Raw genomic sequence first — 12,770 nt, forward strand, 5'->3', positions numbered from 1 at the left:
TGTGTCGCATTCTTTCCGCTTGTTTGTGGGAGCGGCGAAAGCCGCGAAGCACATAGCCAATCAGATGTCGCATATGCCTGAGGTTTCGGCAATGCCAGCTTCGCGGCTTACGCCGCTCCCACAAGCGGTGCTTGGTGCATCGTGCATGCAGGCCAAGCAACGTAGCTCAGGTAAGCGCAACGCATCTAGGGCTGTTGACTCACAGCTGCAACTGCTTTTGTCTTCAGAAATTCAGCTGCCCATGACGAAGAATGTGAAACCGGAGTTCGGCACGCGCTCGTTGTCGGCGTTGACCTCCGCGATCTCCTCGAAGAACATCCTGGCGTCTTCGTTGCGTAGTTCAGCAGGAATATTCAGCACATCTTCGTTCCGGAGCAGGTCCAGAACCTGTGCTTCTGCCTCGCCCGGAGTTGCTGCCTCTGTAAAGCGGGTTGCGTAGAAACCGATGGGCTCGAGCTTGCCCAGAAGGGCGCCCGGGAAGTTTTCGCCGCAGATCGAGCATCGATAGAGTGGCATGCGTGATCAGGTATCCGATTTGGGGGCGGCGCAAGCCGCGAAGCAGGTGGTGCTGCAGATGGAACAAGTGAGTGGTGCTCCAACACTGTCAGCTCCGCGGCTTACGTCGCTCCCACAAACAGTGCGAAGCGTATTGAAAACAAAGCCGCCCGAGGGCGGCTTTGTTGCGTCAGTGCGGTGCCCCGATGGTGGACCTCAGTCCACGCCGTGCAGGTCGCGTAGTTGGCTTGGCCTGCTGCCGAAGTAGGCTGCGAGATCGGCGATGTCCTGGTCACTCAGGCTCTGCGCCTGCGGCGTCATCAGCATGTGGTCGCGGGTGCTGGCACGGTAGGCCTGCAGCGCATGGGCGAGGTAGTCGCCGTACTGGCCGCCGAGCTTGGGATAGGTCGGGTCGATCGGGTTGTTGCCATCGGCGCCGTGGCAGTCGATGCAACTCTGCCCGGTGGCCTTGCCCTTGGCAGCGGCCAGGTGCTCACCGGCGGCGACGCGACCGGCAGGCAGGCCGGCGGAGGAGCTGGATCCGTGTTCACCGCTGGCGTGGCCTGGATCAGCGGCGGATTTGCCGCTGGACTCCACTTCGGACTGTGTGCAGGCAGCCAGACCCATGGCGGCGAACAGGGCGATGGACAAACGCAGTGCGTGCGTGGCTTTCGTCATGGTCGGCGCTTATTTGAGGGTGGACAGGTAGGCGGAGAGATCAGCAATGTCCTGCGGGCTGAAACTCATCGATTGCGCCTGCATCGTCGGATGCTTGCGCTTGCCTTCACGGTACTCGGTCAGCGCCTGGGTCAGGTATTGCGGCGACTGCCCGCCGATCTTCGGCACGCGGTAGCTGGGGTAGGCGTTCTTGTAGCCGGTGATGCCGTGGCAGCCCTGGCAGGTATAGGCCAGGATCCGGCCGGTGGCGGCATTGCCTGTGCTGGCCGCTGCCGGTGTTGCGGCGGGAGCAGTGGCGGTGGGGGCGACGGCGGGTGGAGCAGACTGCGGATCAGCTTGGGCGGCCCCGAAGGTCAGGGCAAAAGCCAGAGCGAAACAAGCGGCGAGCGGCTGCGAGCGCATGGTTTCCTTATCCGGTAAGCGGGTCTGGGGTTCCGCCGTGGGATACGGAACGGCCCGAGTATAGCCCGCGTATTTACCCGTTCGGAACAGGCGCTTGGATGCTGCAATGCGGTGGGCGGAAGCATAAGGGACGGGTACCCATGACTTTCGGGGCATGGTGTTGATGTGGGGTGGTGCAATACTTTGCTACAACACCTGCCTACGCATCCCCAGGGACAAGACGATGTCGCGACTTTTCACTCTGCACGCCCGCACCGGAAGCTGCGCTGCTGCACTCCTGATCACCACTTCCCTGTTGCTCGGCGGTTGCAAGGCCGGTGGCGAGGAAGCCAAGGCCAAGACGCCGGATGAGCAGAAAGCCAGCGACGCCGTGCCGGTGGAAGTGGCCAAGGCCGAGCGCCGTGCCATCGCCGCCAGCTATACCGGCACTGCGGCGCTGGAGCCCCGCGCTGAATCGCAGGTGGTCGCAAAGACCTCCGGCGTGGCGCTGGCGGTGCTGGTCGAAGAAGGCCAACTGGTGCGCGCTGGCCAGCCGCTGGTACGGCTGGACCCGGACCGCGCCCGCCTGAGCGTTGCACAGAGCGAGGCGCAGATGCGCAAGCTCGAGAACAGCTATCACCGCGCCGAAAAGCTGGTGCAGCAGCAGCTGGTCAGCGCTGCCGACGTGGACCAGCTGCGCTATGACCTGGAGAACGCGCGGGCGATGTACCGGATGGCGACGCTGGAGTTGTCCTACACGACGGTGGTCGCGCCGATCTCTGGCGTGGTTGCCTCGCGTGACATCAAGCCGGGCAACTTCGTGCAGATCAATTCGCCGATCATCCGCATCGTCGACAGCGGCCAGCTGGAAGCCACCCTCAATGTGCCCGAGCGCGAGATCGCCAAGCTCAAGCCGGGCCAGGCCGTGTCGCTGCAGGTTGATGCATTGCCCGGCAAGCCGTTCACCGGCACGGTGGACCGCGTTGCGCCGGTGGTCGACAACGGCACCGGCACCTTCCGCGTGGTGACGACGTTCTCCGGCGAAGAAGCATTGCAGGCCGGCATGTTCGGTCGCCTGAGCATCAACTACGACCAGCGCGCCGACGCATTGGTGGTGCCGCGTACCGCGCTGCTGGAAGACGGCGGCAAGCCGGCGGTCTATGTGGTGCGCGACGGCAAGGCCGTGCGTACCGAGCTGGCCCTGGGGTACGACGATGCCGGCTTCATCGAGGTGCGCAACGGTCTGCAGCAGGGTGATGAAGTCGTCATCGCTGGCAAGGCAGCATTGCGTGAAGGCAGTGCGGTGCAGGTGATCGGCAAGGAGAAGGCGGTCGCAGCGGCGGCCAAGGCGCCGGCAGCTGCACAGGCGACCAAGCAATGAGTGACCACGGACCGTCGGCTTCCGGCGGTGGCTTCGATCTGATCGAGTTTGCCACCCGCCGCCGCGTCACCATCGCGATGATGACGCTGACCCTGGTGTTGTTTGGCCTGATCTCGCTGTCCAGCCTGAAGGTCGAACTGCTGCCGGACCTGAGCTATCCCACCCTGACCGTGCGTACCGATTACGAAGGTGCGGCGCCGGCCGAGGTGGAAACCCTGATTTCGCAGCCGGCCGAAGAAGCGCTGGGCATCGTCAAGGGCCTGCGCAAGCTCAAGTCGATCTCCCGCACCGGTCAAAGCGACGTGGTGCTGGAGTTCGCCTGGGGCACGGACATGCAGCAGGCCGGGCTGGACGTGCGCGACAAGATGGAGACGCTGCAGTTGCCGCTGGAGGCCAAGCCGCCGGTACTGCTGCGCTTCAATCCGTCCACCCAGCCGATCATGCGGCTGGCGCTGTCGTCCAAGCAGGAAGCCGGCAACGACGCCGATGCCGTGCGCCGCCTGATGGAACTGCGCCGTTACGCCGATGAAGACCTCAAGCGCAAGCTCGAGCCGGTCAGTGGTGTGGCCGCGGTCAAGGTTGGCGGCGGTCTGGAAGACGAGATCCAGGTTGATATCGACCAGCGCAAGCTGGCCGCGCTCGGTCTGTCGCTGGACACGGTGATCCAGCGCCTGCAGCAGGAGAACGTGAACCTGTCCGGCGGTCGCCTGGAAGAAGGCTCGCAGCGTTACCTGGTGCGTACCGTCAACCAGTTCGCCACGGTCGAACAGATGCGCGAGATGCTGCTGACCACTGCCAGTGGTTCCAGCACCGCCAGCTCGACCGGTGAGAACCGCCAGCTGATGTCAGCCATCCTCGGCAGCAGCGATCCCAACGTGATCGCGGCGATGCGCAGTGATGGCAGCAGCAGCGCGCCCAGCGTGCGCTTGAAGGACGTGGCCGAAGTGCGCCAGGGCTACAAGGAGCGCGAAGCGGTGATCCGCGCTGCCGGCCATGAAGCAGTCGAACTCGCTGTCTACAAGGAAGGCGACGCCAATACCGTTTCCACCGCCGATGCGCTGGAAGCCCGGCTCGAAACCATCCGCAAGGAAATGCCCAAGGACATCGAGATGACGATGGTGGAGGACCAGTCGGTCTTCATCCGCCACGCCATCAAGGACGTCAAGATCGATGCGGTGATCGGCGGCCTGCTGTCGGTGCTGATCATCTTCCTGTTCCTGCGTGATGGCTGGAGCACCTTCGTGATCTCGCTGTCGCTGCCGATCTCGATCATCGCCACCTTCTTCTTCATGGGCCAGCTCGGCTTGAGCTTGAACGTGATGTCGCTGGGCGGTCTGGCGCTGGCTACCGGCCTGGTGGTGGATGACTCGATCGTGGTGCTGGAATCCATCGCCAAGGCGCGTGAGCGCGGCATGGGCATTCTGGAAGCGGCGATCAAGGGCACCCGTGAAGTGTTCATGGCGGTGGTTGCCTCGACCTTGACGACCATCGCGGTGTTCCTGCCGCTGGTGTTCGTCGAAGGCATCGCCGGCCAGTTGTTCCGTGACCAGGCGTTGACCGTGTCGATCGCCATCGCGGTGTCGCTGGTGGTGTCGATGACCCTGATCCCGATGCTGAGCGCGCTGAAGGGCCGTCCGCCGTTGGAGTTCCCGGCCGAAGACCCGCGCGAGCCGTGGCGTCCGCAGAGCCGCTGGAAGAAGCCGGCTGCCTATGCAGGTCGTGGTATCGGCGCGATGTTCCGCTACGGGTTCTATTTCCTGGCCTGGAGCGTGGTGCGGATCTTCCGTGGCATTGCCGCGGTGGTCGGCCCGGTGATGCGCAAGGCCAGTGATCTGGCGATGGCGCCGTATGGCCGCGCGGAAGCGGGTTACCTGCGCGCGCTGCCGGCGGCATTGAAGCGTCCGTGGCCGATCCTGGGTTTTGCAACCCTGGCCTTCGGTCTGACCTTGGCTGCGCTGCCGCTGCTGGGCGTGGACCTGCTGCCGCAGCTGGCCCAGGACCGCTTCGAGATGACCGCCAAGCTGCCGCCGGGCACGCCACTGGCGCAGACCGATGCATTGGTGCGCGAAGTGCAGCGCAAGCATGCCGGCGAAGAAGGCGTGCGCCTGCTGTATGGCGTCTCCGGTACCGGTACGCGACTGGATGCCAGCCCGACCGAGAGCGGCGAGAACATCGGCAAGCTGTCGGTGGTGATGAATGACACCAAGCTGGAGCCGGCACTGACCGAAAAACTGCGCGAGACCATGAAGGCCTGGCCGTCAGCGCAGGTGGATTTCGCCCGCCCGGAACTGTTCGCGCTGTCGCCGCCGCTGGAAATCGAAATCGAGGGCAATAATCTCGAAGACATCCGCGTCGCTGGCAATCGCCTGGCTGGCATGCTGCGCGAGAACCCGCACTATGCCGACGTCAAGTCGACGGTGGAGCAGGGCTTCCCGGAAATCCAGGTGGTATTCGACCAGGACCGCGCCGCGGCATTGGGGCTGACCACGCGGCAGATTGCCGATGCGGTGGTTAACAAGGTCAAGGGCAATGTCGCTACCCGCTACAGCTTCCGCGATCGCAAGATCGACGTGCTGGTGCGCGTGCAGGAGTCGGAGCGTTCCTCGGTCAACGACATCCGTCGCCTGATCGTCAACCCGAGCGGTGCCAAGCCAATCGAGCTGGGCTCGGTGGCCGACGTCATCGCCACCACCGGCCCGAGCGAAATCCACCGTGCCGACCAGCGCCGTGTGGCCATCGTCTCGGCCAACCTGCGCGACATCGACCTGGGCAAGGCCATCACCGAAGTGCAGAGCATGGTCGCCAAGAACCCGCTGGGCACTGACGTCGGCATGCACATCGGTGGCCAGGGCCAGGAGCTGGGTGAGTCGATCCGCTCGCTGCTGTTCGCCTTCGCCTTGGCGGTGTTCCTGGTCTATCTGGTGATGGCATCGCAGTTCGAATCGCTGCTGCATCCTTTCGTCATCCTGTTCACCATTCCGCTGGCCCTGGTTGGTGCGGTTGCAGCCCTGCTGCTGGCGCGTTCACCGGTCTCGGTGGTGGTGTTCATCGGCTTGATCCTGTTGGTCGGTCTGGTGGTGAAGAACGCCATCATCCTGATCGACAAGGTCAACCAGCTGCGCGAGGAAGGTGTGGCCAAGCGTGAGGCCCTGGTTGAGGGCGCACGTTCGCGCCTGCGCCCGATCATGATGACCACGCTGTGCGCGGTATTCGGCTTCCTGCCGCTGGCCCTGGCCTTCGGTGAAGGCGCCGAAGTGCGCTCGCCGATGGCGATCACGGTGATCGGTGGCCTGCTGGTGTCGACCCTGCTGACCTTGCTGGTGATCCCGGTGGTGTACGACTTGCTGGATCGCAAGCCGGACGAGTACTACGCCGAACGCGGCCGTCGTGCACGCCAGGCGATGGCCCAGGCCGAGCAGGTGCTGAGCCACGAGCAGGACCCCATCGGCGGCATCAAGGACTGAGCGGATGAATATCACCGAGCTGTCCATCCGCCGCCCTGTCACCACCATCATGTTGTTCGTGTCGATGGTGGTGATCGGCCTGATTGCTGCGTTCAAGCTGCCGCTGGAGTCGGAGCCGGAAGCATCGATCCCGTTCTTCTTCATCGCACTGCCGTACCCGGGTTCGACCCCGGAAGAAGTGGAGCGCAACCTGCTGCGGCCGGTTGAAGAGGCCATCGCCACGATGCCCGGCATCAAGACGATGAACTCGCGCGCCAACGCCGAAGGCGGGCAGATCCAGGTCGAATTCAGCGACTGGAACCGCGATATCGCCATGGCCGCGTCCGAAGCGCGTGAGCGTATCGACGCGGTGCGTGACGAGTTGCCGGACGACTTCCGCCGTTATTACGTACAGCGCTGGAGCACCAGTGACCAGGAAGCGATCAGCCTGCGCCTGAACAGTGCCGAGGACCTGACCGCGCGCGCCGACATGATCGAACGTGCCATCAAGCAGCGCCTGGAGCGTCTGCCTGGCGTGGCCCGTGTTGAAGTGGAAGGCGTTGCCAAGCAGGAAGTGCTGATCGCGCTGGACAAGGACCGCATCAGCGCGCATGGCGTTGCCCTGAATGATCTGGTGCAGAAGCTGCAGGCTGCCAACTTCGCGGTATCGGCCGGGCAGATCACCGAGGACGGCCGCCGCCTGCGCGTGCAGCCCAAGGGCGAGCTGCTGGAAGTACAGGAGCTGCGCGACCTGCCGGTCAACAATCGTGGTACCCGCCTGTCGGACATCGCCGAGGTCAGCCTGCAACCGCAGCGCATGAGCTATGTGCGGCGCATGGAAGGCAAGCCCAGCGTGGGCGTGGACATCTACAAGGAGCGCTCGGCGAATCTGGTGGACCTGTCGCGCGCTGTGACCAAAGAGGTCGCGCTGCTGGGTGAGGATCCGGCGTTGCGCGGTGTCGACATCGAGATTGCCTGGGATTCCGGCAAGGCAGTCACCAGTTCGCTGCTGGCCCTGGCCGAGGCCGGTGCGATCGGCCTGCTGCTGTCGGTGATCGTGCTGTACGCCTTCCTGCGTCATTGGCCGTCAACGCTGATGGTGTCGATGGCGATCCCGATCTGTTTCATCATGACCTTGGGCTTCATGTACTTCACCGGCATCAGCCTGAACATCATTTCGATGATGGGCTTGTTGCTGGCGGTGGGCATGCTGGTGGACAACGCCGTGGTGGTGGTGGAGAGCATCTACCAGGAGCGCGAGAAGTACCCCGGCAAACCGGAGATGGCATCCATCATCGGTACCCGCCATGTGGCGATCGCGTTGTCGGCCGGCACCTTGTGCCACTGCGTGGTGTTCCTGCCCATGATGTTCGGCGAGAAGAACATCATCACCATCTACCTGACCCAGCTGGCGTTGACCATCTCGTTCTCGTTGCTGGCCTCGTGGCTGGTGGCGGTGAGCCTGATCCCGATGCTGTCGGCACGGATGAAGACCCCGCCGGCATTGAAGTCGCCGTTCATCAGCCGCCTGCAGGCGCGCTACGCACGGATACTGCGCTGGACCCTGCAGAACCGTGGCTGGAGCGTGGCAGGTATCGTGTTGGTGTCGGTGCTGAGCGTGTGGCCGATGACCCATACCACCGGTGGTGGCGATGACAATGATCCGGATGAGATCAACATCTTCTACCAATGGAAGGGCTCCTATTCCAAGGAGGAGATGGGAAAGGAAGTGCAGCGGGTCGAGGACTTCGTCAATGCCAACCGCGACGAGTTCAAGATCAAGCGCGTTTACAGCCGTTTCGCCGAACAGGGCTGGGCGCAGACACGCCTGTACCTGAGCATCGACGACCGCGAGCAGAGCAAGAAGATCGAGGAAGAGGTGCGCAAGGGGTTGCCGCAATCGGCACGCGCCAAGATCGGCATCGGCTGGCCGGGTGGCATGGGCAGCGAAGGGCAGGGCCTGCGTTTCAGTCTGGTCGGTGATTCAAGCCAGACCTTGCGTGAGTTGGCCGACGACATCGTGCCGATCCTGGCGCGCAATCCCAAGTTGCGCGATGTGCGCGTGGACGTGGGTGATGCCAATGCCGAACTGGCGGTGCGGGTCAACCGCGAGCGCGCAGCGTCGTATGGTTTCAGTGCCCAGCAGGTGGCGCAGTTCGTGGGCATGGCGCTGCGTGGCTCATCGCTGCGTGACTTCCACCGCGATGACGTCGAGATTCCGGTCAATGTGCGTTTCTCGGGCTCGGAGAACTACAGCATCGAAGACCTGTCCTCGTTCATGGTGCGCAGCTCCAGCGGCAAGGAGATCCCGCTGCTGGCGATGGTGGACGTCAACGTCAATCCGGCGGCCAACTCCATCCAGCGCTTGAACCGGCAGACCATGCTGCGTATCGAGGCTGGCCTGGCCAAGGACGTGCCGATGGACCAGGCGCGCAAGTCGGTTGAGGAGACCCTGGACCGCGTGCAGTTCCCACCGGGCTATGGCTATACGTTCAACGGCGCCGGCTTCAACATCAACTTCGATGGCATGGACCAGATGGTGACGGCGATCTTCATTGCCCTGATCCTGATGGTGGTGATCATGGCGGCGGTGTTCGAGTCGCTGTTGTTCCCGGCGGCGATCATGTCCTGCGTGCTGTTCTCCATCTATGGCGTTTACTGGCTGTTCTGGCTGACCGGTACCGAGATGAACATCATGGCGGTGATCGGCATCCTGGTGCTGATGGGCGTGGTGGTGAACAACGGCATCGTGATGATCGAGCACATCAACAACCTGCGTCGACGTGGGGTGTCGCGTACCGAGGCCTTGATCGAGGGTAGCCGTGAGCGCTTGCGGCCGATCATGATGACGATGGGTACGGCGATCCTGGCGATGGTGCCGATTGCGTTGAACACGACCACGGCTGACGGCATGCCGCCGTACTACCCGATGGCGCGCGCGATTGCCGGTGGATTGGCGTTCTCGACGGTGGTGAGCTTGCTGTTCCTGCCGACTATCTACGCGCTGCTGGATGATCTGCGTACCGGCACGGCGCGGTTGGTGCGGCGTGCGCGCGGTTTGCCGCCGGTGGAGCGTGCGGTTGTTGTAGAGGGCTGATTGGCTGGAGGGCAGGGCGGCTGTAGCTGCTGCGAAATGCAAAGGCAATAGCAACAGCTGAAGCAAGAGCTGCCCTCACCCCTACCCCTCTCCCGCATGCGGGAGAGGGGACAGCCAAGGCAAAGGCCAAAGCAACAGCCAAAGCCAAAGCAACAGTCAAAGCAACAGCCAAAGCAACAGCCAAAGCCGGCCATCAGGCTTCCGCTGCCGAAGCCGACGACGCAGCAGCAAAAGAAAATGCAGGAGAGCTAGTCCCCTCTCCCGCATGCGGGAGAGGGGTAGGGGTGAGGGCGCTTCTAAGCTTTTAAAGCATCTACAGCTTTTAAACCAAAGCTCAAAGCAAAGGCTTCAAGGCAAAGGTCTCAAAGCAAAGGCCTCAAAGCAAAGACCTCAAAGCAAAGACCTCAAAGCAAAGACCTCAAAGCAAAGGCTTCACCCAGCCAACTTCCCATAAACACTGAAGCCGGTAAGCCACAGTCCCAGCATGCTGCCGATATTGGTGAGCATGAACGTCAGCACGATGCGGGTAACGCGATTCCGGTACCAGCCTTTCAGGCTCTGCGCATCATCACGTAGCTGCAGGAAATCCTGATACGTCGGCTTGCGCAGCCGCGTTTCCACCAGTGCCGAAAACGCACCGGTGGGAATGCTCAAACGGAAGGGCTTGAACGGCGCAACCACGATCGCGGTCAGGATGCTCAACGGATGGCTGGCAGCAAGCAATGCACCCAAGCCAGCCAGGCCGCCGGTGAACATCGCCCAGGTCAGCAGCATGTCGGCACCCATGCCCATGCCGCCCTTCCAGAAACCAAACCCAATTCCGCCCAGCACGATGGCGAGGATGCCCAGCGTGATCCACGGGATGTTGCGCTTCTTCGGCACCGACTCCAATTGTTCGCGAAGCGGGCCGGGTGCCTCGGTATCGGTTTCCAGATAGCGGGCCAACCCTGCAAGGTGACCCGCGCCAACCACCGCCAGCACATTGCGCTGCTCGCTGTTGTGTTCCTCGCGCAGACGCGTAGCCATATAACGGTCGCGCTCACCGATGATGGCTTGGTACAGCGCCGGGCTTTCATTGGCGAATTCGCCAAAGCTCGACTCCAGCATGTCGCCTTGCTTGAGCTTCTCGATTTCTTCTTCGCCTACATCCTCGGATGAGAACAGGCCGGCGCCCAGGCCCATCACCAGCTTGACCTTGCCGAAGAAGCCCAGGCTCTGCGAAGCGCGGCGGAAGGTGAGGCCGACATCGCGGTCGATCAGGTGCACGGGCAGGTCGTTGGCCTTGGCCAGTTCCACTGCGCGCTTCAGTTCAGCACCGGGTTCGATCCCCAACTGCTCTGCGAGACGGCGTTGGTAAGCGGCCAGCGCGAGGTTGGCGGCAAACAGCGCCACGCGGCCCTTGCGGATCACTTCGACCAGATCCAGCTGTGCCAAGGCGTTGGGGTTGGTCAGCGCCTGCAGGCGCTGCGGGTCCAGCTCGACTGCGACTGCGTCGTACTGGCCGCTGGCGATGGCCTGCTCAACCGCTTGTACGCTGGCTGCAGAGACGTGGGCAGTGCCCAGCAAGGTATAGCGCACGCCGTCGCGTTCAACCACGCGCACAGGCTGGCCGGCCAGCAGTTCGCCGCCGGTTTCGATAGAGGAGTCAGTCATTGCTTCATTCATTGGATGGGGCGCTGTCGGCACCGTCGCCGAGTGCGCGTTGCATCTGTACCGTGTCCAGCCAGCGACCGTGCTTGCGGCCAAGGCCGCGGAACACGCCAACCAGCTCAAAGCCGAAACGCTCATGCAGCTTGATCGATGCGGTATTGGTCGGTTCGCCGATCACCGCGATCATCTGCCGGAAGCCGCGTGCGGTGCATTCGTCGATCAAGGCCTGCATCAAGGCCCTGCCAACGCCTTTACCCTGGAAGCGAGCATCGACGTAGACCGAGTTCTCCACGGTCCACTGATAGGCGATGCGGGCGCGGTAGCTGTTGGCGTAGGCGTAACCGGCTACCTCGCCGTCGATGGTGGCGACGAGATAGGGAAAGCCGCGCGCGGTGATGTCCTGCATGCGCTGCGCCATCTCCGCCGCGGCGGGGACTTCGTACTCGTAGGTGTTCACCAGCTCGCGCACCTCCACCGCGTAGATCGCGGTGATGGCCGGGATGTCAGCGGGGGTTGCGGTGCGCAGCTGCAGGCTCATGTCAGGTCCGGTCAGTCGATGTAGCGCTTGAGCAGGTCGCCGTAGGCATCGATGCGGCGGTCACGCAGGAACGGCCAGATGCGGCGTACGTGCTCGCTGCGCTGCAGGTCGACGTCGCAGACCAGCAGGGTTGCTTCGGTGCCGGCTTCGGCAATGAACTCGCCCTGCGGGCCCAGCACGTGGCTGTTGCCCCAGAAGTTGATGCCGGACGCACCCAGCGGCGAGGCTTCGTGGCCGACGCGGTTGCAGCTCAGTACCGGCACGCCGTTGGCAACGGCATGGCCGCGGTGGCTCAGCACCCAGGCATCGCGCTGGCGGTTCTTCTCGTCCTGCACATCGTCCGGGTCCCAGCCGATCGCGGTCGGGTAGAGCAGCAGTTCGGCACCGGCCAGGGCCATCAGGCGGGCGGCTTCCGGATACCACTGGTCCCAGCAGACAAGCACGCCGAGGCGACCCACAGATGTCTCGATCGGCTTGAAACCGATGTCGCCCGGGGTAAAGTAGAACTTCTCGTAGAAGCCCGGGTCGTCGGGAATGTGCATCTTGCGGTACTTGCCCAGCAAGGTGCCGTCCTTTTCGAAGACCACGGCGGTGTTGTGGTACAGGCCAGCGGCGCGGCGCTCGAACAGCGAGCCGACGATGACCACGCCATGCTTCTTGGCCAGTGCGCCGAGGTGCTCGGTGCTGGGGCCGGGGATTGGCTCGGCAAGGTCGAACTCGTCCACCGATTCGTGCTGGCAGAAGTACGCGCCGTTGTGCAGTTCCTGCAGCAGCACCAGTTTCGCGCCCTGCGCGGCAGCCTCGGCTACCCGTGCATCAATCACGGCCAGGTTGGCGGCGGCATCACCGTGGTTTCGTTCCTGCACCAGGGCGACGGTAAGAGGGCTGCGCGAGTTCATGCTGCGATCCTGCGGGGGAAAGGACGAATGTTAACGCGGATGTGCGTTGGTAACGCGGTCTGGGCTGAACGGAGAGCGCAGTAGGGCGCGCCCGCGGTTGCTTGTGCTTTTCAGGTAGAGCCGAGCCATGCTCGGCTGAACATGCAGGTAGCAGATCCGGATTGCGCGGCCCCGGAGCGAAAGGCAGCCGAGCGTGGCTCGGCTCTAC

General features: G+C 63.4%; 9 protein-coding genes. 3 read left to right on the forward strand and 6 right to left on the reverse strand.

Annotated elements, in window-relative coordinates:
- Positions 1 to 231: 231 nt before the first annotated feature.
- From QMX78_RS06290 to QMX78_RS06300, 3 genes are all read right to left on the reverse strand, one after another.
- On the reverse strand, positions 232 to 516 hold the full coding sequence (locus tag QMX78_RS06290; protein WP_282267610.1) for a hypothetical protein: 285 nt from the start codon (positions 514 to 516) through the stop codon (positions 232 to 234).
- A 195-nt stretch (positions 517 to 711) separates the two neighbouring features.
- On the reverse strand, positions 712 to 1,173 hold the full coding sequence (locus tag QMX78_RS06295) for a cytochrome c (RefSeq protein WP_282267612.1): 462 nt from the start codon (positions 1,171 to 1,173) through the stop codon (positions 712 to 714).
- Between the two features lie 9 nt (positions 1,174 to 1,182).
- Positions 1,183 to 1,575, reverse strand: a complete 393-nt coding sequence (locus QMX78_RS06300) for a c-type cytochrome (protein ID WP_282267615.1) — start codon at positions 1,573 to 1,575, stop codon at positions 1,183 to 1,185.
- A 223-nt stretch (positions 1,576 to 1,798) separates the two neighbouring features.
- On the opposite strand from QMX78_RS06300, the gene QMX78_RS06305 reads away from it, so the two are divergent.
- The 3 genes from QMX78_RS06305 to QMX78_RS06315 are packed head-to-tail and all read left to right on the forward strand — an operon-like array spanning position 1,799 to position 9,475.
- The gene (locus tag QMX78_RS06305) at positions 1,799 to 2,935 is read left to right on the forward strand and encodes an efflux RND transporter periplasmic adaptor subunit (protein WP_282267617.1); all 1,137 of its coding nucleotides are present in this window, start codon (positions 1,799 to 1,801) and stop codon (positions 2,933 to 2,935) included.
- Positions 2,932 to 6,399: an efflux RND transporter permease subunit gene (locus QMX78_RS06310; RefSeq protein WP_282267619.1), complete on the forward strand. Its 3,468-nt coding sequence runs from the start codon at positions 2,932 to 2,934 to the stop codon at positions 6,397 to 6,399. The genes QMX78_RS06305 and QMX78_RS06310 overlap by 4 nt, the downstream gene beginning before the upstream one ends.
- A 4-nt stretch (positions 6,400 to 6,403) precedes the next feature.
- Positions 6,404 to 9,475, forward strand: coding sequence for an efflux RND transporter permease subunit (locus QMX78_RS06315; RefSeq protein WP_282267621.1), 3,072 nt, complete (start codon positions 6,404 to 6,406; stop codon positions 9,473 to 9,475).
- 432 nt (positions 9,476 to 9,907) lie between these two features.
- Here the strand turns inward: QMX78_RS06315 and QMX78_RS06320 are convergent, their stop codons facing one another.
- Genes QMX78_RS06320 through QMX78_RS06330 form a run of 3 tightly spaced genes read right to left on the reverse strand, consistent with a single transcriptional unit; the run spans position 9,908 to position 12,562 of the window.
- Entirely contained in the window at positions 9,908 to 11,128 is a 1,221-nt protein-coding gene (locus tag QMX78_RS06320; RefSeq protein WP_282267623.1) for a TraB/GumN family protein, read from the reverse strand.
- Between the two features lie 4 nt (positions 11,129 to 11,132).
- Positions 11,133 to 11,663 (reverse strand): GNAT family N-acetyltransferase, encoded by a 531-nt coding sequence (locus QMX78_RS06325; protein WP_282267624.1) that lies wholly within the window; start codon positions 11,661 to 11,663, stop codon positions 11,133 to 11,135.
- Between the two features lie 11 nt (positions 11,664 to 11,674).
- Positions 11,675 to 12,562, reverse strand: a complete 888-nt coding sequence (locus QMX78_RS06330) for a carbon-nitrogen hydrolase (protein ID WP_282267626.1) — start codon at positions 12,560 to 12,562, stop codon at positions 11,675 to 11,677.
- Between the last annotated feature and the right edge of the window lie 208 nt (positions 12,563 to 12,770).

The sequence above is a fragment of the Stenotrophomonas sp. PS02298 genome (assembly GCF_029959445.1).
Lineage (GTDB): Bacteria > Pseudomonadota > Gammaproteobacteria > Xanthomonadales > Xanthomonadaceae > Stenotrophomonas.